We start from the raw sequence: 19,457 nt of genomic DNA on the forward strand, positions 1-19,457 counted from the left end.
GTAGAACTCCGGTTATTGTTATGGGTCGTTCTTCAGCGTTTCTTCTTGCGCCATACGTCGATCAGGACTGCGAACACGATGATCAGGCCCTTGGCGACTTGCTGGTAATAGGAGGACACACCGAGCAGGTTGAGGCCGTTGTTGATCACGCCGATCAACAGTGCCCCGAACAAAGTGCCGACAATGCTGCCGGTGCCGCCAGACAAGCTGGTGCCGCCGATCACCACCGCGGCAATCGCGTCCAGCTCATAGGAAACCCCGGCCTGGGGCAGGGCAGAGGTGGTGCGTGCCGACAGCACCACGCCGGCCAACCCGGCGAGCAGGCCCGAGACCACGTACACCGAGAACATCACTTTGCGCACGCCAATGCCGGAGGTGCGCGCGCTTTTTTCATTGCCGCCCACCGCATACACATAACGGCCGTAGGTTGTGTAGCGCAGCACCATCCAGAAAATCAGCGCGACCACGGCGAAGATGATGATCGGCACGCCCACCGGGCCGACCTTGCCGATGCCCAGGGCCAGGTAGGTGTCGGGCAGGTCGGTGATCGGGCTGCCGTCGTTGAGAATAAAGGTCATGCCCCGGGCGATGCTGAGCATGCCGAGGGTGGCCACAAACGGCGGGATCGACAGGTTGGCGATCATAAAACCATTGACCACCCCGAGCATCGCGCCGGCAAACATCCCCGCGCTGACCGCCGCCAACAGACCGTAACCCTGGGTGGCGACCATGGCGCTGCACAAACCGGCGAACGCCAGGATCGACCCCACCGACAGGTCGATGCCCTTGGTCAGGATCACGTAGGTCATGCCCACGGCGAGAATGCCGTTGATGGAGGTCTGGCGCAGGATGTCCATCCAGTTGCGCCAGGTCATAAAGTATTCGCTGGAAAACGCCATTACCACGCACAGCAGGATAAACACCAGCGGCAGGCCAAAGCGGTCGAGGGACAGGCGCAGGCGGTTGCGCGGCGCGGCAGTAACGGGAGCAACGATGGTTTTGGCATTCATGAGGCAAGACTCAACAAGGCTTCCTGGGAAAGAGCGGTGTCGGTGCTGATAGTGACCAGCCGGCCGCCTTTGAAGACGGCAATGCGATCACTCAAATGCAGCAGCTCCGGGGCTTCCGACGACACCACAATGGCTGCACCGCCAGCGCGCACGAACTGGTCGAGCAGGTGGTAGATCTCCTGTTTCGCGCCTTCGTCGATACCGCGGGTGGGTTCATCGCAGAGCAGACACACCGGCTCGGTGGACAGGCATTTGGCGAGCACCACCTTTTGCTGGTTGCCGCCGCTCATGGACGCCACCGGCAGTTCCAGGGAGCTGGTCTTGATCTGCAGGCGCTTGACCATGTCTTCGGCCAGTTGCGCTTCCTTGCGTGCGTTGATCAGCGACCAACTCGACAGGCGCTTATAGGCCGACAGTGCAATGTTGGACAGGATGCTGCCGGTCAGTACCAGGCCGCTGTCCTTGCGGTCTTCGGTGACCAGCGACATGCCGGCGTCGATGGTTGCCTTGGGCTGGCCGATGGGCATGGGTTTGCCTTGCAAGGTAACGCTGCCGGAATCCGCCACGGTCAGGCCGTAGATGCAATTGAGGAATTCACTGCGCCCGGAACCCATCAGCCCGTAAATGCCGAGGATCTCGCCACGGCGCAGTTGCAGGCTGATGTCGTGGAATTCACCGTTGCGGCTCAGGTGGTCGACTTGCAGGCAGGTGCTGGCCGCACATTCGCGGCCGACCTTGTGGTCGATGCGCGTCAGTTCCTGGCCGACAATGCCGCGCACCAGGTGGTCGCGGTCGATATCGGCCATGCGCCCGCTTTCCACAAAGGCGCCATCACGGAAGATGCTGTAGTCATCGGCGATCTGCGCCAGTTCGCTTAGTCGATGGGACACGTACACGATGCCGGCACCGCGTGCGGTAAGGCGGCGAATGGCCTTGAACAGGGTTTCGGCCTCGCGCTCGCCGATGGCCGAGGTGGGCTCGTCCATGATCATCACCTGGCAGTCATGGCTGAACGCCTTGGCGATTTCCACCAGTTGCATCTGCGCCACGCTCAGGCGGTGCATGGGGCTGGTGGCGTCGACGTCGAACTCCAGGCTTTCGAGCAGTTCGCGGGTGCGGCGGTTGAGGGCCTTGCTGTCGACGATACAACCGGCGCGGCGCGGTTCGCGGCCCAGCCAGATGTTTTCGGCGACGGTCATGTAGGGGATGGGTTCCAGCTCCTGGGTGATCATCGCGATTCCGGCGGCCAAGGCGTCACTCGGGCGATTGAACTGCACCGGTGCGCCGTTGAGCAGGATGCTGCCAGCGTCACGCTGGGTGATGCCCATCAGGATGCTCAGGAAAGTCGACTTGCCGGCGCCATTGCCGCCGCACAGGGCGTGGACGCTGCCGGCGTGCAGAGCAAGGCGCCCGTCACGCAGGGCGGGCACCCCGGCATAAGCCTTGGCGACATGTTCAGCCTGGAGCAGTAATGGCGTGGCCATCGGCGTGTCCTCGTGCTGTGAATTCTTATTAGGTCGCACAGTCATGTTTCGCTGTGATCATATGTGTATCAAATGAAATTCTGATCAGTCAATCTCTTTCACTTAAAAGGTGTGGTTCTCATCTGCGAGCCGTTGATTGCCTCTGTATAGGGCTTTGACTGGCGGGTCAGCTAAATCTCGCTTGACAGGAAGGGGTGAATGCTTGCGAAATGCGTGAGAGATATTTCACTAAGTGATCATTTGATCAGTGGAGCCAGGCGCCATGAACACACCTTTCCCGGTGGCTATCGGATGTGATGAAGCGGGTTTTGAGCTCAAAGAGCTGTTGAAGCGCCATATCGAGGGGTTGGGGTACCCGGTGACCGACTTCGGTACTCATTCCATGGCGCCGGTGCTGTACCCGGACATCGCCCTGGCCGTGGCCACGGCCATCAATGCCGGGCAACAGCGCCTTGGTGTGCTGGTGTGCGGCACCGGGATTGGCATGGCCATCTCGGCCAACAAGGTGCTGGGCATTCGTGCGGCCCAGGCCCATGACACCTATTCGGCGGAGCGGGCGCGCAAGAGCAACGATGCGCAAATCCTCTCCATCGGTGCGCGGGTCATCGGCGCGGAGTTGGCCAAAAGTATCGTCAGTGCGTTTTTGGCCTCGGAGTTCGAAGCGGCGCGGTCCGGGGCCAAGGTCGCGCGCATCAATGCGATCGAGCGCGATGGGCATCAGTAGTGGACGGCGCGGGGCAAGAGTCGGGAGAATGCGCCTTTGACGCCGAAACGGAAGCCCGTCCCCATGAGTGACAGTACCCAGCGCATGGCCAGTGATATCGATCAGATGACCGAAGTGGCGATGCTCTATTACCTTGAGAACGTCACTCAGGAGGCCATCGCCAAGCGCTTTGACCTGTCGCGGGCCAAAGTCAGCCGCCTGCTCAAGCGTGCGCGCGATGAAGGGATTGTCGAGGTGCGCGTGTTGCAGCACCCGGCGATGAACAACGAGCTGGAGCGGGCGTTGGTAGAGCGTTTCAAGCTTGACCGCGCCTTGATCGCGGTCGATCACAGTGACCCCGACACCCAGCGCTCCGCGGTCGCCAGCCTGGTGGCCAACTACCTCAACAAGACCCTGGGCGACGGCATGATCGTTGCCGTGGGCATGGGGCGTAACGTCGGCGCGGTGGCCGACAACGTGTTTCTGCCGGTAACCCGCAACTGCACCTTCGTGTGTGCCATCGGCGGTTCGCTCAAGGCCGGTGAATACATGAACCCTGACCACATCTGCCGACGCCTGGCCCTGCGCTTTGGTGGCGAGAGTGAAAGCCTCTACGCTCCGGCGCTGGTGGCCAACCCGGAGCTGCGTGGGGTGCTGATCAACAACGATACGGTGCGTTCGACCCTTGACCGCGCCCGCCGTGCCGATATTGCCCTGATCGGCATCGGCGACATGAGCGAAAACAGCAACATGGTGCGCATGGGCTGGTTCTCGCCCCAGGAAATCGCCCAGGCGCGCCTGTCTGGCACCGTGGGCGACATGATGGGCTATGACTTTATCGACATTCACGGCCAGCCGGCGGTCAACGCCATTCAAGGGCGAGTAATCGGGTTGACGGTGCAGGAGCTGTTTCGCATCCCGGATGTGGTGGCGATTGCCAGTGAGAACACCAAGGCGGCGGCGACCTTGGGGGCGTTGCGCTCGGGAGTGATCAATACGCTGGCGACCACCGTCACCAATGCGCACACCATCCTGGCGCTGGACGATGCCACTCGTAAAACCTGATACAGATCGTTCCCACGCTCCAGCGTGGGAACGCATCCTGTGACGCTCCGCGTCACCCTTGCGCGGGTGGGACGCGGAGCGTCAAAGGCGGCATTCCCACGCGGAGCGTGGGAACGATCAACACCGAGGTGCCTGCATCGCAGGCAAGCCAGCTCCCACAAGTATTGGTGTGCTTCTGATAGGGGGCTACAGGTTTTGTAATAGTTTTGCGCTGTAGGAATTTTGTATTTCAAATGTAGGATTCAAGTCCTTTTGTCATTTCAGGACTTGCATGAACACCCTCTCGGAGCCTCCCAGTCGTCTTTCCCCAAGACCACCGCTGTCGCTGTTTCCGCTCAAACACCCCGTATTCCGTCAACTAACCTTGTCCCGGTCGTACGACCGCACTTTGCCGTGCCTGGCGTTCTTAACACTTTAAAGACAGAGAATTTATAAATGGAATGGTTAGCGGATCCCACGGCCTGGCTCGGCCTTGCGACCTTGATTGTGCTGGAACTGGTGCTGGGTATCGACAACCTGGTGTTTATCGCGATCCTGGCGGACAAGTTGCCGCCGGAGCAGCGTGACCGTGCGCGGTTGATCGGCTTGTCCCTGGCGCTGTTGATGCGCCTGGGCCTGTTGGCGAGTATTTCCTGGTTGGTGACCCTGACCCAGCCGCTGTTCGAGGTGTTCGACAAGAGCTTCTCGGGCCGTGACCTGATCATGCTGTTCGGCGGTATATTCCTGCTGTTCAAGGCCACCATGGAATTGCATGAGCGCCTTGAAGGCCATGTGGCGCAGCACAAGGGCAACGTGGCTTACGCAATGTTCTGGCCGATCGTCGCGCAGATCGTGGTACTGGATGCGGTGTTCTCCCTCGACGCGGTGATTACCGCCGTGGGCATGGTCGACGAGCTGGCGGTGATGATGATCGCGGTGATCGTGTCCATCGGCCTGATGATCGTGGCGAGCAAGCCGCTGACCCGTTTCGTCAATGCGCACCCGACCGTGATCATGCTGTGCCTGGGCTTCTTGATGATGATCGGTTTCGCCCTGACCGCTGAAGGCTTGGGCTTCCATATTCCCAAGGGCTACCTGTACGCGGCCATTGGTTTCTCGATTCTGATCGAGGTGTTCAACCAGATCGCCCGCGCCCGTCGCAAGAAATCGGCACAGGGTGTGTTGCCGGTGCGTGAGCGCACTGCCCATGCGGTGATGCGCTTGTTGGGCGGTCGCAGCCTGGCGGTGGAAGAGGTGGGTGAAGAGGTCGCCGACCTGCTGGGTGAGCCGGATGCTGCGCAGGGCCCGCTGTTTGACCGACGTGAACGGGTGATGATCAGTGGTGTGCTGCAACTGGCCGAGCGGCCGATTCGCACCCTGATGACGCCAAGGGCCAAGGTTGACTGCATTGACCTGGCGGACGACGCCGAGACGATCCGTCTGAAACTGATGCACTCGTCCTACTCGCGCCTGCCGTTGATCCGTAACGGTGCGGTGGATGAGCCCCTGGGTTTTGTGCACAAGAAGGAGTTGCTCAAGGAGTACCTGGCCGGTAACGAGCCGAACCTGGAACACCTGGCGCGTCGGGCGATCAACCTGCTGGAGAGCTTTTCGATCCTCAATGCCCTGGAGCAGATGCGTCAGGAGTCCACCCACATCGCCTTCGTGATCAACGAATTCGGGGACTTCATGGGCGTGTTGAGCATGACGGACATTCTAGAGTCCATCGCCGGTGAATTGCCCGATGCCAGCGAAATCGAAGGGCCGGACATTGTCGAGGACGGCGATGGTTTCCGTGCCAATGGTGCCTTGAACCTTAACCTGGTGCGTCAGCGCACGGGCTTCAAGGCGGTGGCGACTGGCGATTATCAGACCTTGGCGGGTTTGGTGATGAGCCTGCTCGATCGCCTGCCGGTGGTGGGCGATAGCCTGGAGCATGAAGGCTGGCGTTTGACGGTGGCTGAAGTGGAGGAGCGTCGAGTGACACAGGTGCATTTGCGCCCTGGCGCGGGTCATAACGACTGAAGATGTCCTGCACAAACGGCGCTTGCTCTTCCAGAGGGCCGAAGCCTTTGAATTTTTCTACCAGGGCGCCATTCAGGTAGATCAGCAGCGTCGGGGTGCCTGTTACGTCAGGGTGCCTCGGCGTGTGCGCGCAATCGACTACCAAGCTCACGACTCTGGGATGCTTCCAGGCGTGCAGTTCGAACAAGGGCCCTGCCTGCACGCAGGCAGGGCAGTGTTCGGAAACAAACAGAATGAATACCGGGCGTGGTGTGTTCAGTAACCGTTCGAACGCCTTGGCGCTGGAAATTCTGCTCGTTGCAACGCCCATGATGATCCCCCCTTCAAGACGCAGTCGTTTTTCCCAACGCTAAGCCCGCAGATGTGTAGCGTCTACTGTCAACCTTCACAGGTCTGCCGTACCGCTGCGACCCATGAGAGTGCGCAGTAACAGCGCTGTGGGGCCTTGAGTAGCAAGCCGTGGCAAAGATGCTGTCACGGCGTGGAATTATTCCAATCGTTATCTTGCTGATCTCTAACGACTTTCACCCCAGCATATTTTTCCTTCAGGACCTGTGGCACACTTTCTGCTGTCTATTCCGTTGTTACATACCAAGTTCCGGTATAGCGGAATACACAATCCCTGGAGTGCTTGTCATGCATCACCGACCTTCCGTATTCAAAGCGTGTGTTTTTCTCGTCGTTGCATCGGCTTCCCTCGCCAGCGTGGTGCAGGCGGCGGACAGCAAGCTTGATGATGTGCTCAAGCGTGGGCACTTGATCGTAGGTACAGGCAGTACCAATGCGCCGTGGCACTTCCAGGGAGCGGATGGCAAGTTGCAGGGATTTGATATCGACATCGGCCGCATCGTGGCCAAAGGCTTGTTCAATGACCCGAGCAAGGTGGAGTTTGTGGTGCAGTCGTCTGACGCACGTATTCCCAACCTGCTCACCGACAAGGTCGACATGAGCTGCCAGTTCATTACTGTTACCGCCAGCCGTGCGCAGCAGGTGGCTTTTACCCTGCCGTACTACCGCGAAGGCGTCGGCCTGCTGCTGCCCAACAACAGCAAGTACAAGGAAATCGAAGACCTTCAAGCCGCAGGCGATGACGTTACTGTGGCCGTGCTGCAGAACGTGTATGCCGAAGAGCTGGTGCATCAGGCGCTGCCCAAGGCCAAGGTCGACCAGTACGACAGCGTTGACCTGATGTACCAGGCCGTGAACTCAGGCCGCGCCGATGCCGCCGCCACCGACCAGTCTTCGGTCAAATACCTGATGGTGCAAAACCCCGGTCGTTATCGCAGCCCGACTTATGCCTGGAGCCCGCAAACCTACGCCTGCGCGGTCAAACGCGGCGACCAGGACTGGCTGAACTTCGTCAACACCGCTTTGCACGAAGCCATGACCGGTGTGGAGTTCCCCACCTACAAAGCCTCGTTCAAGCAGTGGTTCGGCGTGGACCTGCCAGAACCGGCGATTGGTTTTCCCGTGGAATTCAAGTGACCCGCAACAATAGGGGCGTGCCTGAACACGCCCCCTTCAGGTGCTGCTGACCATGAACTATCAGTTGAACTTTGCCGCCGTCTGGCGTGATTTCGACACCTTGCTGGCAGGACTGGGCCTGGGCCTGCAGTTGGCGTTGCTGTCGATCGCCATCGGCTGCGTGATCGGCCTGTTGATGGCGTTTGCCATGCTCTCCAGGCACCGCGCGTTGCGTATTTTTGCCTCGGTGTATGTGACGGTGGTGCGCAATACCCCGATCCTGGTGTTGATCCTGTTGATCTACTTCGCCTTGCCCTCCCTGGGCATTCGGCTGGACAAGATTCCCTCGTTCATCATCACCCTGTCGCTGTATGCCGGTGCCTACCTCACCGAAGTGTTCCGCGCAGGCCTGGTGAATATTCCCAAGGGCTTGCGTGAAGCCGGCCTGGCCATCGGCCTGGGCGAATGGCGGATCCGCGCTTACATCACCGTGCCGGTGATGCTGCGCAACGTGCTGCCGGCGCTGTCGAACAACTTTATCTCGCTGTTCAAGGACACCTCCCTGGCCGCTGCGATCGCGGTGCCGGAGCTGACCTATTACGCCCGCAAGATCAACGTCGAAAGCTACCGGGTGATTGAAACCTGGCTGGTCACGACCGCGCTCTACGTGGCTGCCTGTTACCTGATTGCCATGCTGCTCCGTTACCTGGAACAGCGTTTGGCGATCCGTCGTTAAGGAAGGGGTTGCATGTACGAATCCCCCAGTTGGCTGCATGAATTGTGGATCGCCCGCGAAACGCTTTGGGCTGGCTTCCAGGCCAGTGTGGCGGTCTCGGCGCTGGCGATTATCTTTGGCACCCTGATCGGCATCGTCGCCGGGTTGATCCTCACCTACGGCAAATTCTGGATGCGCGCGCCGTTCCGTCTGTACGTCGATTTGATCCGTGGCACGCCGGTGTTTGTGCTGGTGTTGGCGTGTTTCTACATGCTGCCGGCCCTTGGCTGGCAAATCAGTGCGTTTCAGGCCGGTGCGGTTGGGCTGACCTTGTTCTGTGGCTCCCATGTGTCGGAAATCGTGCGCGGCGCGCTGCAAGCCATTCCCCGTGGGCAACTTGAAGCGGGCAAGGCGATTGGCCTGACGTTTTATCAGTCCCTGGGCTATGTGCTGTTGCCCCAGGCGCTGCGGCAGATCCTGCCGACCTGGGTCAACTCCTCCACGGAAATCGTCAAGGCTTCCACCTTGCTGTCGGTGATCGGCGTGGCGGAATTGCTGCTCAGTACCCAGCAGGTGATCGCGCGCACCTTCATGACCCTGGAGTTCTACCTGTTCGCCGGGTTTCTGTTCTTTGTCATCAACTACGCCATCGAATTATTCGGGCGCTACATTGAAAAGCGGGTGGCCTTGCCATGAATCAAGCTCAAACCAACCCAGCGCTGCTGGACATTCGTGGCCTGCGTAAACAATACGGCCAGGTGGAAGTGCTCAAGGGCGTCGACCTGTCCATGCAGCGCGGCAATGTGGTGACGTTGATCGGATCCAGCGGTTCGGGCAAGACCACTTTGCTGCGCTGCGTGAACCTGCTGGAGGAGTTCCAGGGCGGGCAGATCACCCTGGACGGCGAGTCCATCGGCTACAGCGATGTTGGCGGCAAGCGCGTACGCCACCCGGAGCGGGTGATCGCCCAGCACCGCGCAATGACCGGCATGGCGTTCCAGCAATTCAACCTGTTCCCGCACCTGACCGCGCTGCAGAACGTTACCCTCGGCTTGCTCAAGGTCAAGAAAATGGGCAAGGATGAAGCGGTAGCCCTGGCCGAAAAATGGCTGGACCGCGTCGGCCTGCTGGAGCGCCGCAATCACTTTCCCGGTCAATTGTCCGGCGGCCAGCAACAGCGCGTGGCCATTGCCCGCGCCATCGCCATGAACCCCAGCCTGATGTTGTTCGACGAAGTCACCTCAGCCCTCGACCCCGAGTTGGTGGGCGAAGTGCTCAGCGTGATCAAGGGGCTGGCGGAGGAGGGCATGACCATGTTGTTGGTCACCCACGAAATGCGCTTTGCTTATGAAGTCTCGGACCAGATCGTGTTCATGAACCAGGGCCGCATTGAAGAGCAGGGCAGCGCGAAGGACATCTTCGAACGGCCGCAGTCGCCGCGACTGGCGGAATTTCTCAAGAACATTCGTTTTTAACAAGGAGCAACTTTTATGAGCATTACTCGTTACGGCACCGGCAGCACCGCAGGTGGCGGCCAGCCACGCCCGTTCGCCCGCGCCGTGGAAGCCGATGGCTGGCTGTATGTGTCGGGCCAGGTGCCTGCGGTGGACGGTGAAATCATCAATGGTGGCATCATTGAGCAAACCCGCCAGACGATGCGCAACGTGGTGGCGATCCTCGAAGAAGCCGGCTACGAGCTCAAGGATGTGGTGCGGGTGGGTGTATGGCTGGAAGACCCACGGGACTTCTGGAGTTTCAACAAGGTGTTCGGTGAATACTTCACCCCGGAACACGCCCCGGCGCGCGCCTGCGTGCAGGCCAACATGATGGTCGATTGCAAGGTCGAGATCGATTGCGTGGCCTACAAGAAAAAGGCCTAACTGATCATTCCCACGCTCTGCGTGGGAATACCGCCTTGGACGCTCTGCGTCCGCGCTTGTGACGCAGAGCGTCACCGCATGCATTCCCACGCAGAGCGTGGGAACGATCATCTGGAACGGGACCGAGTACTGCCATGACCGAAGACACCATCAAACGCCGCGCCAAAGGCCTGGACCGTGCGTTCGATATCCTCGATTTTCTCAAGGAAATCGGCCAGCCCCTGCGCCCGAATGATATTGCCAGCGGCATTGGCAGCCCCAAATCCACGGTCTACGAACTGGTGGCGTCGTTGCTGGAGCGGCGCATCCTGGAGACCGTGGGCAAGGACGGCCACGTGTACCTGGGCCGGCAGCTGTATTTCCTCGGCCAGGCACACTTGCGTCACTTCGACCTGACCCGCGAGGCCGACCACGCCTTGCAGGAGATCGTCAGCCAGACCCACGAAACCGCGCAGATGTGCCTGCTCAACGGGCGCAAATACACGGTGGCGCTGATGCGCGAGGGCCAGCGGCATTTCCGTATTTCTTCGGATATCGGCGAAAACGCGCCCATTCCGTGGACCGCCTCGGGGCGCTTGTTGCTGGGGCATTTGAGCGACCGGCAGATCGTCGACCTGATCGACCCCGACGATTTCATCCTGCCGGACGGCCTGCGCCTGCCGCTGGACACGTTCCTGGCGCAGATCCGCCAGGCCAGCCTCGATGGGTTCTTCTCCTTCGACAGTGTGGCCGACACCTTCACCCATTGCTTTGCCGCCCCGGTGCGCGATGCCCAGGGCATCAGCATCGCGACCCTGTGCATCGTCGCCCCCCGGGCCGATGCCAGCAAAAACTACCACGACTATCGCCGGGTACTGATCGACAGCGCCAACAGCCTGGCCCGGCGCATCAACGAATAGGAGTTTTCCATGTCTGCCCTCAACGCCGTTGAAAAAGGTGCCGCCGCCGTCGGTGCTCATTTGGTTCGCGATGTCAGCCTGCCGGCCCTGGTGCTGCACCGTGACGCCCTGGAACATAACATCCGCTGGATGCAGGACTTTGTCCGCAGCAGCGGCGCCGAGCTGGCGCCCCACGGCAAGACCAGCATGATGCCCGCGCTGTTCCAGCGCCAGATCGCCGCCGGTGCCTGGGGCATCACCCTGGCTACCGCCGTGCAGACCCGTGCCGCCTACGCCAGCGGCGTGCGTCGTGTGCTGATGGCCAACCAGTTGGTGGGCGCGCCGAACATGGCCTTGATCGCCGACCTGCTGGCCGATAAGGATTTTGACTTCCATTGCATGGTCGATCACCCGGACAACGTTGCCGACCTGGGCCTGTTCTTCGCCGCCCGTGGCCAGCGCCTCAATGTGATGATCGAGTACGGCGTGGTCGGTGGCCGCTGCGGTTGCCGCAGCGAGCAAGAGGTGCGTGAGCTGGCCAAGGCGATCAAAGCCCAACCGGCATTGGCCCTCACCGGTATCGAGGGTTACGAAGGGGTGATTCACGGCGAGCACGCCATCAGTGGCATTCGCGCCTTCGCCGCCAGCCTGGTGAGCCTGGCGGTCGAGCTGCAAGACAGCGGCCTGTTCGACCTGCCCAAGCCGATCATCACCGCATCGGGCTCGGCCTGGTACGACCTGATCGCCGAGTCGTTCGAGACGCAGAACGCCGCCGGCCGCTTCCTCAGCGTGTTACGCCCTGGCAGTTACGTGGCCCACGACCATGGCATCTACAAAGAAGCGCAGTGCTGCGTACTCGAACGCCGCAGCGACCTCAACGAGGGCCTGCGCCCGGCAATGGAAGTCTGGGCGCACGTGCAGTCGCTGCCGGAGCCTGGTTTTGCGGTGGTTGCCCTGGGCAAGCGTGATGTGGCCTACGACGCCGGTTTGCCGGTGCCGCTCAAGCGCTACAAGGCCGGGATCGTGCCTGCGCAAGGGGATGATGTGAGCGGGTGCAAGGTCACGGCGGTGATGGACCAGCATGCGTTCATGACCGTGGCGCCGGGAGTGGAATTGCGCATTGGCGACATTATTTCGTTTGGTACGTCCCACCCTTGCCTGACCTTTGACAAGTGGCAGGTGGGCTGCCTGGTGGATGAGCAGTTGCAGGTGGTTGAGTCTCTGCGTACCTGCTTCTAGACCGCGTCGCGGCTATCGCAGGCAAGCCAGCTCCCACATTCGACTGCATTCCTCCAGTTGGAATAGGGTCAACTGTGGGAGCGGGCTTGCCCGCGATGGGGCCCTCCAGCACACCTGAGAACTTTGCCATGAACACCCACCCCCACATCGCCCTCATCGGCGAATGCATGATCGAACTGCAACACCGCGCCGACGGCAGCCTGCACCAGAGCTTCGGCGGCGATACCCTGAACACCGCGGTGTACCTGCGCCGCGAACTGGGCGAGGTCGGCAGCGTTGACTACGTCACCGCCCTGGGCGATGACAGCTTCAGCGATGCCATGTGTGAGCATTGGCACGCCGAAGGCCTTGGCCTGGGGATGGTCCAGCGCCTGCCAGGGCGCCTGCCGGGCTTGTACTGCATCCAGACTGATGCCCAGGGCGAACGTAAATTCCTCTACTGGCGCAACGAAGCGGCCGTGCGCGACTGCTTTACCACACCGGCCGCCGAGCCGGTCCTGGCGGCCTTGCCGGGCTATGACGTGGTGTATTTGAGCGGCATTACCCTGGCGGTGCTGGGAGATATCGGACGTGAGCGCTTGCTGCAGGCGCTGATCGAAGTCCGCCAGCGCGGCGCCAAGGTGGTGTTCGATAACAACTACCGGCCACGGCTGTGGGCCGATGTGCAAGCGGCCCGCGAGGCGTATCGCCGGGTGTTGGCTGAAGTGGACATTGCCTTGCTCACCGAGGATGACGAACGCGCGTTGTTTGGTTATGAGGATAGCGAGCAGGTGTTTGCGGCGTACCCGTCGATTGCAGAAGTGGTGCTCAAGCGGGGAGCGGATGCGTGCCTGATTCGTTGCGCGGGCGAGCGCTTTGCGGTGCCGGCGTTGAAGGTGGAGAAGGTGGTGGACACCACGGCGGCGGGGGATTCGTTCAGTGCGGCGTATTTGGCCAGTCGGCTCAAGGGTGGCTCGCCGCAAGAGGCTGCATTGGCGGGGCATCGGTTGGCGAGCCGGGTGATTCAGGTGCCGGGGGCTCTGATACCGAGATGATCACTGATCGTTCCCACGCTCTGCGTGGGAGCGCAGCCCGGGACGCTCCGCGTCCCAGAAACGGACGCAGAGCGTCCAGTGAGGCATTCCCACGCAGAGCGTAGGAACGATCGGACTGAAGCCATCCACTCAATCGCGGTAAAACACCTGCACCAAGTGATAGCCAAACTTGCTCTTGATCGGCCCGTGCACCACCTTCACCGGCTTCTTGAAGATCACCGCATCAATCGCCCCCACCATCTGCCCGGGCCGCACTTCGCCCAGGTCACCGCCACGTTTGCCCGACGGGCAGGTGGAGTACTTCTTGGCCAGCACATCAAAGGCTTCGCCCTTGGCAATGCGCTGCTTGAGTTGTTCGGCTTCTTCGCTGGTTTTCACCAGGATATGACGGGCTTGGGCTTTCATGGGGCTCTACCAGCTGTGCGACGGCGCGCGATTATGCCTGAACTCAGGCCTCGCCGCCGATCATGCTACGGATTTTGTTGGCCAACAGGTCAATGGAAAAAGGCTTGGCGACCATGTCCATGCCGTCTTCCAGGAACCCCTGGCGCTCGGCGGCTTTCTCGGCATAACCGGTCATGAACAGCACGCGCAGGCCGGGGCGATGCTGGCGGGCGATTTCCGCCAGTTGCCGGCCATTCATGCCGGGCAGGCCAACGTCGGTCACCAGCAAGTCCACGCGCAAATCCGACTCCAGCAACGGCAGCGCCGCACGCGCATCCGCCGCCTGGTGCGCGGTATAGCCCAGTTCGTCGAGTACATTGACCACCAGCATACGCACCGCCGGGTCGTCCTCGACCACCACCACCGCTTCACCGGCCAGGGCCACGGGGGCTTCGGTCAGGCTGGTAGGCAGGCTGCTTTCCAGTGCGGTGCCATACAAGCGCGGCAGGTACAGGCGCACGCAGGTGCCCTGGCCGGGTTCGCTCTGGATAGTTACGTGGCCGCCGGACTGCTGGGCAAAGCCGTAGATCATCGACAACCCAAGGCCCGTGCCTTGGCCGATGGGCTTGGTGGTGAAGAACGGGTCGAAGGCCTTGGCGAGGATTTTCGGTGCCATGCCGCTGCCGTTGTCGCTCACGCCAAGCATCACATAGTCGCCGGCCTTGACCGGTTCCAGGGTGGTGATGTCGGTGCCGTCCAGGTAACTGTTGGCGGTTTCGATCAGCAACTCGCCGCCGTCGGGCATGGCGTCGCGGGCGTTGATCACCAGGTTGAGCAGGGCGTTTTCCAACTGGCTGGCGTCGGTGTTCACCGGCCAGATGTCCTTGCCCAGTTGGACCTTGAGTTCGATGTGCGCGCCCTTGGTGCGCCGGAACAGGTCTTCCAGGGACGCCACCAGTTGGTTGGGGTCGGTGGGGCGACGGTCCAGCGACTGGCGCCGCGAGAACGCCAGCAGCCGGTGGGTGAGGGCAGCGGCACGGTGGGCGGAGGACACGGCCGCATCGGCAAACCGGCCGATATCGTCGCTGCGTCCGGCGGCAATATAGCGCTGCATCAGGTCCAGGCTGCCGATAATGCCGGTGAGCATATTGTTGAAGTCATGGGCGATACCGCCGGTGAGTTGGCCGACCGCTTCCATCTTCTGCGCATGGCGCAGGGCATCTTCGGCACGTTCGCGCTCGAACATCTCGTTTTGCAGGCGCTGGTTGGCTTCGGCCAGCGCCTGGGTGCGCTGGGCCACGCGTTCTTCAAGGTTCTCGTTGAGGTGGCGCAGGGCCTCTTCGGTGAGCTTGCGTTCGGTCTCGTCGATCACAAAGATATAGAAACCATTCACCGAGCCGTCACTGCTAAAGCGCGGCAAGTACTTCATCAGCGCATGGCGCGGGCGGCCATCGCGATGAGGCGTCACTGTCATGAAGCTGCACGCCTTGCCCTTGAGCGCGGCGGCGATCTTGTCTGCGCGCCCTGCGTACACCTCGTCGCCGATGACTTCGCGGATGGTTCTGCCGTACAGCTCCTGGGGCGTCTTGCCGTACCACTCGAGGTAGGCGCTGTTGTTGAGGCGAAAGCGCTGGTCGTGGTCAACGTAGCCGATCAACACCGGCATGGCGTTGATGATCAATTGCAGCTCGGTCTGGCTCTGGCGCAAGGCCTGCTCGGTGTTTTTGCGCTCGGTGAGGTCCAGCGCGGCGCCGAGGAACCGTGCCGGCCGGCCGTGATGATCCTTGTAGCAGCGGCCACGGGCGAATACCCAGCGCACCTGGCCATCGGCTTGCTGCAGGCGGTACTCTTCGGCGTATTCGGTGCCGTGGGTGATGCAATGCTTGATGCTGCGCGTCACCGTGCCCCGGTCTTCGGGATGCACGCCGTGCAGGTAGGCGCTGATGGGCAGCAGGCTTGAGTCGTTGGGGTCGACGCCATGCAGGTAGGCGAAATGGGCGTCGGCAATGAAGCGGTCTTCACCGATATCCCAATCCCAGGTGCCCACCGCGTCGGTGGCCGCCAGCGCCAGTTGCAGGCGCTGCTCGGTGTTGTGCTGGGCCTTGAGGCTCGCTTCGGAACGCTGTTGCAGTTCGAGGGTTTTGCTGCGCCGTTCATTGGTTTCAATGGCCGTGACCAGAATGCCGGCCACCCGGCAGCTTTCGTCGCGCACCGGGCTGTAGGTCAGGTCGAGCCATATCTCGGTGTCGCGGCCCTCGCGTTGCAGCACAAAGCGTTGCTCGCTGAAGGTGCGCACCTGGCCGCCGAGCACGGCGTCGTAGACCGGCGCGGCGAAGCTTTCCAGTTCGGGCCAAGTGTGGTGCGCCGGCTGGCCCAGAGCGCCGGGGTGCTTGCCGCCTATCAGGTGGGCAAAGCCATCGTTATAAAGTTGTATGAGGTGTGGGCCCCACAGCAGCACCATTGGCATGGGTGAATGCACGACGATATCGACAGCAGTGCGCAGGCTTTGCGGCCACTCACTGGCCTCACCGAGTGGGCTTTGCGCCCAGTCCAGCCGCTTGATCAGCGCAGCGGCTTCGCTACCGGTGGATGTTCCATTCATAAAAAAACCTGAGCCTGACGCTTTGAAAAATGACAACCCCCATTGTCCCAAGGAACGACAGCGGGTGACTACCCCCGAAAAATAGCATGCCTTGAGGGTTTTTCTTCAAAACGCTGCGTCAGCGCTGAAACCTTTCATCTACTCGGCCAGTTCAGCTCTGTGGCGAAATTGCTCCAGTGCCTGGGGGTTGGCCAGGGCATCAGTGTTTTTCACCGGCTCGCCATGCACCACATTGCGCACCGCCAATTCGACGATTTTGCCGCTGATGGTGCGGGGGATATCCGTGACAGCGAGGATCTTCGCCGGGACGTGGCGTGGTGTGGTGTTGGCGCGAATCACCTGACGGATTTGCTGTTGCAGCGCTTCGTCCAGTTCGACCCCGTCATCCAGGCGCACAAACAGCACCACGCGCACGTCGTCCTGCCAACGCTGACCGATGGCGAGGCTTTCCAGCACCTGCGGGACTTTTTCCACCTGGCGATAAATCTCGGCGGTGCCAATGCGCACGCCGCCGGGGTTGAGCACCGCGTCGGAGCGCCCGTGGATCAACAGGCTGCCGTTGGCGCGTTGCTCGGCATAGTCGCCCTGGGCCCACACGCCGTGGAACTGGCTGAAATACGAAGCGCGCAGCTTTTGCTGCTGCGGGTCGTTCCACAACCCGATTGGCATGGCAGGGAAATGCCGGGTGCACACCAGTTCGCCTTTCTCTCCGATCAGGGGCCGGCCCTGGTCGTCCCACACTTCGATGGCCATGGCCAGGCTCTTGCACTGCATCTCACCGCGCCGCACGGGCAGCACCGGGTTGCCGATCACAAAGCAGGAGACAATGTCGGTGCCACCGGACATCGAGGACAGGCACAGCTCGGCTTTGATCTCGCGGTACACGTAGTCGTAACTCTGGGGCGACAGCGGCGAGCCGGTCGAAATCAGGCCCTTGAGGCTGCCCAGATCGTGGCTCTGGCGCGGCTGCAACCCTGACTTTTCCAGGGTGGCGAGGAATTTGGGGCTGGTGCCGAACACGCTGATTTTTTCCGCATCGATCAGGTCGATCAAGCGTTCGGGGCCGGGGTGGAACGGCGAGCCGTCATACAGCACCGCGGTGGCGCCGATCGCCAGCACCGACACCAGCCAGTTCCACATCATCCAGCCGCAGGTGGTGTAGTAGAACAGGCAGTCCTCGCGATTCAGGTCGGCATGCAGGCCGTGTTCCTTGAGGTGCGTGAGCAGTACGCCGCCAGTGCCATGGATGATGCACTTGGGGATGCCGGTGGTGCCGCTGGAATAAAGGATATACAGCGGGTGATCGAACGGCACCGCGACAAATTCCGGTTCGCCGCAGGCTTTGTAGAAGTCGTCCCACAGCGCGACGTGGGCGTGGGTGGCGTAGTCCCCAGCCTGCACCTCGGGCTTGGCGTAAGGCACGATGATCAGCTGTTGCAGGGAGGGCAGGCGTTCAAGGATCTCATTGAGCTTGGCGCTCTGGTCGATGCGCTTGCCGGCATAGCGGTAGCCTGCGCAGGTGATCAGCACCTTGGGCTCGATCTGGCCGAAGCGGTCGATGACGCCCTGGGTGCCGAAATCTGGCGAGGAGCACGACCAGATCGCACCGAGGCTGGTGGTCGCGAGCATGCCCACCAGGGTTTGCCAGGTGTTGGGCATGCACGCGGCCACGCGGTCACCTATACCGACCCCGGCCGCGCGCAGGCTTTTTTGCAGGCCGGCCACGTGTTCCGCTAGCTGCGCATAGCTCAATTGTTCACGTTGGCCGTCTTCGCTGACAGCCACCACCGCAGGATGATCGTCACGGCGGCGTAACAGGTGTTCGGCGAAGTTCAGGGTGGCGCCGGGAAACCAATGGGCGCTGGGCATCTCCACGTCTTCGATCAGGGTGACGCTGGGCGGGCTGCGAAACTGCACGTCAAAGAACGCGACAATCGCCTGCCAGAAGTCCGGGCGCTGGTCGATGCTCCATTGGTGCAGGGCGGGGTAGTCGTGGAGCTGCACGCCGTGCCGTTGGTTGATGAAGCGGCGGAACTGATCCATGCGCGTGTTGGCGATGCGTTCCGGGGACGGTTGCCAGAGGATGTCGGACATAAGCTGCCTCTTCTCGTTCCCACGCTTCGCGTGGGAATGCCTGACTGGACGCTCTGCGTCCACTTTTGGGGCGCGGAGCGCCCCGGTCTGCGTGCCCACGCAGAGCGTGGGAACGATCATCACGGGTTTACTGGGCCAGCCAGCCACCATCGATGTTCCAGGCCGCGCCGCGCACCTGGGCACCGGCTTCACTGCACAAAAACAACACCAGCTCGCCCAACTGCGACGGCGTCACAAACTCCAGCGACGGCTGTTTCTCTGCCAGTAGATCCTGCTGCGCCTGCTGGGGGTCTACCCCAGTAGCCACGCGATCATCAATCTGTTTCTGCACCAGCGGCGTCAGCACCCAGCCCGGGCAGATGGCGTTGCAGGTCACATTACTGGTGGCGGTTTCCAGGCCCACCACCTTGGTGAGGCCGATCACCCCATGCTTGGCCGCCACGTACGCCGCCTTGCCCACTGAGCCGACTTGGCCGTGCACCGAGGCGATATTGACGATGCGCCCCCAGCCCTTGGCCTTCATGCCCGGCAGGCTCAAACGTGTACTGTGGAACACCGAGGACAGGTTGATCGCGATAATCGAATCCCAGCGTTCCACCGGAAAGTCTTCCACCGCTGCCACATGCTGGATGCCGGCATTGTTGACCAGGATGTCCACGCCACCGAACTCGCGCTCGGCGTAAGCGAGCATGTCGGCGATCTGCGCGGGGTCGCTGACGTCGGCCGGGTGATGCCCGACCTTGCCGCCAAACGCCTGCACCTGGGCGATCACCGCGCTGGCGTCGCCAAAGCCGTTGAGAATCAGGTTGGCGCCGGCCTTGGCCAGGCTCAGGGCAATGCCTAAGCCGATGCCGCTGGTGGAGCCGGTGACCAAGGCGGTCTTGCCATTCAAAGTCGTCAT

The 19,457-nt window shown here is 61.5% G+C and carries 17 protein-coding genes and 1 pseudogene; 11 read left to right on the forward strand and 7 right to left on the reverse strand.

Going from position 1 to position 19,457, the window contains the following annotated elements:
- Positions 1-32: 32 nt before the first annotated feature.
- Positions 33-1,010 (reverse strand): ABC transporter permease, encoded by a 978-nt coding sequence (locus TX24_RS12155; protein ID WP_003191840.1) that lies wholly within the window; start codon positions 1,008-1,010, stop codon positions 33-35.
- Entirely contained in the window at positions 1,007-2,494 is a 1,488-nt protein-coding gene (locus TX24_RS12160; RefSeq protein ID WP_057710420.1) for a sugar ABC transporter ATP-binding protein, read from the reverse strand. The genes TX24_RS12155 and TX24_RS12160 overlap by 4 nt, the downstream gene beginning before the upstream one ends.
- A gap of 262 nt (positions 2,495-2,756) precedes the next feature.
- Between TX24_RS12160 and rpiB the strand changes: the two genes are divergently transcribed.
- The 3 genes from rpiB (at position 2,757) to TX24_RS12175 (ending at position 6,266) form a co-directional block, all read left to right on the forward strand.
- Positions 2,757-3,218 (forward strand): ribose 5-phosphate isomerase B, encoded by a 462-nt coding sequence (gene rpiB, locus TX24_RS12165; RefSeq protein WP_003191837.1) that lies wholly within the window; start codon positions 2,757-2,759, stop codon positions 3,216-3,218.
- 63 nt (positions 3,219-3,281) lie between these two features.
- Positions 3,282-4,262, forward strand: coding sequence for a sugar-binding transcriptional regulator (locus tag TX24_RS12170; protein ID WP_003191835.1), 981 nt, complete (start codon positions 3,282-3,284; stop codon positions 4,260-4,262).
- Between the two features lie 435 nt (positions 4,263-4,697).
- Positions 4,698-6,266, forward strand: coding sequence for a TerC family protein (locus TX24_RS12175; RefSeq protein ID WP_057710421.1), 1,569 nt, complete (start codon positions 4,698-4,700; stop codon positions 6,264-6,266).
- 37 nt (positions 6,267-6,303) lie between these two features.
- On the opposite strand, the pseudogene TX24_RS30755 reads toward TX24_RS12175, so the two are convergent.
- Positions 6,304-6,576 (reverse strand): annotated as a pseudogene (locus TX24_RS30755) (thioredoxin family protein); the annotation flags it as partial.
- Between the two features lie 326 nt (positions 6,577-6,902).
- Here TX24_RS30755 and TX24_RS12180 point away from each other — a divergent pair.
- The 8 genes from TX24_RS12180 to TX24_RS12215 all read left to right on the forward strand — a co-directional run bounded on the left by TX24_RS12180 (position 6,903) and on the right by TX24_RS12215 (position 13,476).
- Complete coding sequence (locus TX24_RS12180) at positions 6,903-7,751, forward strand: transporter substrate-binding domain-containing protein (RefSeq protein ID WP_003191830.1); 849 nt, start codon at positions 6,903-6,905, stop codon at positions 7,749-7,751.
- 52 nt (positions 7,752-7,803) lie between these two features.
- Positions 7,804-8,466, forward strand: a complete 663-nt coding sequence (locus tag TX24_RS12185) for an amino acid ABC transporter permease (RefSeq protein ID WP_003191828.1) — start codon at positions 7,804-7,806, stop codon at positions 8,464-8,466.
- A 12-nt stretch (positions 8,467-8,478) separates the two neighbouring features.
- The gene (locus TX24_RS12190) at positions 8,479-9,141 is read left to right on the forward strand and encodes an amino acid ABC transporter permease (RefSeq protein ID WP_003191826.1); all 663 of its coding nucleotides are present in this window, start codon (positions 8,479-8,481) and stop codon (positions 9,139-9,141) included.
- Positions 9,138-9,920 (forward strand): amino acid ABC transporter ATP-binding protein, encoded by a 783-nt coding sequence (locus tag TX24_RS12195; RefSeq protein ID WP_020301585.1) that lies wholly within the window; start codon positions 9,138-9,140, stop codon positions 9,918-9,920. Before TX24_RS12190 ends, TX24_RS12195 begins: the two co-directional genes overlap by 4 nt.
- A gap of 15 nt (positions 9,921-9,935) precedes the next feature.
- Positions 9,936-10,325: a RidA family protein gene (locus TX24_RS12200; protein ID WP_003191822.1), complete on the forward strand. Its 390-nt coding sequence runs from the start codon at positions 9,936-9,938 to the stop codon at positions 10,323-10,325.
- Positions 10,326-10,459: 134 nt separating this feature from the next.
- Entirely contained in the window at positions 10,460-11,224 is a 765-nt protein-coding gene (locus TX24_RS12205; RefSeq protein WP_057710422.1) for an IclR family transcriptional regulator, read from the forward strand.
- A 9-nt stretch (positions 11,225-11,233) separates the two neighbouring features.
- On the forward strand, positions 11,234-12,442 hold the full coding sequence (locus TX24_RS12210; protein ID WP_034135842.1) for an amino acid deaminase: 1,209 nt from the start codon (positions 11,234-11,236) through the stop codon (positions 12,440-12,442).
- A gap of 128 nt (positions 12,443-12,570) precedes the next feature.
- Positions 12,571-13,476, forward strand: coding sequence for a sugar kinase (locus TX24_RS12215; RefSeq protein ID WP_057710423.1), 906 nt, complete (start codon positions 12,571-12,573; stop codon positions 13,474-13,476).
- A gap of 129 nt (positions 13,477-13,605) precedes the next feature.
- On the opposite strand, the gene TX24_RS12220 is transcribed toward TX24_RS12215, so the two are convergent.
- The 4 genes from TX24_RS12220 to TX24_RS12235 form a co-directional block, all read right to left on the reverse strand.
- The gene (locus tag TX24_RS12220; RefSeq protein WP_003174397.1) at positions 13,606-13,881 is read right to left on the reverse strand and encodes a peptidylprolyl isomerase; all 276 of its coding nucleotides are present in this window, start codon (positions 13,879-13,881) and stop codon (positions 13,606-13,608) included.
- 43 nt (positions 13,882-13,924) lie between these two features.
- The gene (locus tag TX24_RS12225) at positions 13,925-16,462 is read right to left on the reverse strand and encodes a PAS domain-containing hybrid sensor histidine kinase/response regulator (protein ID WP_003191814.1); all 2,538 of its coding nucleotides are present in this window, start codon (positions 16,460-16,462) and stop codon (positions 13,925-13,927) included.
- Positions 16,463-16,600: 138 nt separating this feature from the next.
- Complete coding sequence (locus TX24_RS12230; RefSeq protein ID WP_057710424.1) at positions 16,601-18,556, reverse strand: acetoacetate--CoA ligase; 1,956 nt, start codon at positions 18,554-18,556, stop codon at positions 16,601-16,603.
- A 127-nt stretch (positions 18,557-18,683) separates the two neighbouring features.
- A complete protein-coding gene (locus TX24_RS12235; RefSeq protein WP_003191811.1) occupies positions 18,684-19,457 on the reverse strand; it encodes a 3-hydroxybutyrate dehydrogenase in 774 nt (257 codons plus the stop codon).

Origin of the sequence: Pseudomonas lactis (genome assembly GCF_001439845.1) — a bacterium.
Taxonomy (GTDB): Bacteria; Pseudomonadota; Gammaproteobacteria; order Pseudomonadales; family Pseudomonadaceae; genus Aquipseudomonas; species Aquipseudomonas lactis.

Excerpts from the sequence above, each read along its gene's own strand:
- TX24_RS12155 (WP_003191840.1), bottom strand. The coding sequence starts at position 1,010 with ATGAATGCCAAAACCATCGTTGCTCCCGTTACTGCCGCGCCGCGCAAC.
- TX24_RS12160 (WP_057710420.1), bottom strand. The coding sequence starts at position 2,494 with ATGGCCACGCCATTACTGCTCCAGGCTGAACATGTCGCCAAGGCTTAT.
- TX24_RS12235 (WP_003191811.1), bottom strand. The coding sequence starts at position 19,457 with ATGACGACTTTGAATGGCAAGACCGCCTTGGTCACCGGCTCCACCAGC.
- TX24_RS12175 (WP_057710421.1), top strand. The coding sequence starts at position 4,698 with ATGGAATGGTTAGCGGATCCCACGGCCTGGCTCGGCCTTGCGACCTTG.
- TX24_RS12200 (WP_003191822.1), top strand. The coding sequence starts at position 9,936 with ATGAGCATTACTCGTTACGGCACCGGCAGCACCGCAGGTGGCGGCCAG.
- TX24_RS12180 (WP_003191830.1), top strand. The coding sequence starts at position 6,903 with ATGCATCACCGACCTTCCGTATTCAAAGCGTGTGTTTTTCTCGTCGTT.
- TX24_RS12190 (WP_003191826.1), top strand. The coding sequence starts at position 8,479 with ATGTACGAATCCCCCAGTTGGCTGCATGAATTGTGGATCGCCCGCGAA.
- TX24_RS12205 (WP_057710422.1), top strand. The coding sequence starts at position 10,460 with ATGACCGAAGACACCATCAAACGCCGCGCCAAAGGCCTGGACCGTGCG.
- rpiB (WP_003191837.1), top strand. The coding sequence starts at position 2,757 with ATGAACACACCTTTCCCGGTGGCTATCGGATGTGATGAAGCGGGTTTT.
- TX24_RS12210 (WP_034135842.1), top strand. The coding sequence starts at position 11,234 with ATGTCTGCCCTCAACGCCGTTGAAAAAGGTGCCGCCGCCGTCGGTGCT.
- TX24_RS12215 (WP_057710423.1), top strand. The coding sequence starts at position 12,571 with ATGAACACCCACCCCCACATCGCCCTCATCGGCGAATGCATGATCGAA.
- TX24_RS12220 (WP_003174397.1), bottom strand. The coding sequence starts at position 13,881 with ATGAAAGCCCAAGCCCGTCATATCCTGGTGAAAACCAGCGAAGAAGCC.
- TX24_RS12185 (WP_003191828.1), top strand. The coding sequence starts at position 7,804 with ATGAACTATCAGTTGAACTTTGCCGCCGTCTGGCGTGATTTCGACACC.
- TX24_RS12230 (WP_057710424.1), bottom strand. The coding sequence starts at position 18,556 with ATGTCCGACATCCTCTGGCAACCGTCCCCGGAACGCATCGCCAACACG.
- TX24_RS12225 (WP_003191814.1), bottom strand. The coding sequence starts at position 16,462 with ATGAATGGAACATCCACCGGTAGCGAAGCCGCTGCGCTGATCAAGCGG.
- TX24_RS12170 (WP_003191835.1), top strand. The coding sequence starts at position 3,282 with ATGAGTGACAGTACCCAGCGCATGGCCAGTGATATCGATCAGATGACC.
- TX24_RS12195 (WP_020301585.1), top strand. The coding sequence starts at position 9,138 with ATGAATCAAGCTCAAACCAACCCAGCGCTGCTGGACATTCGTGGCCTG.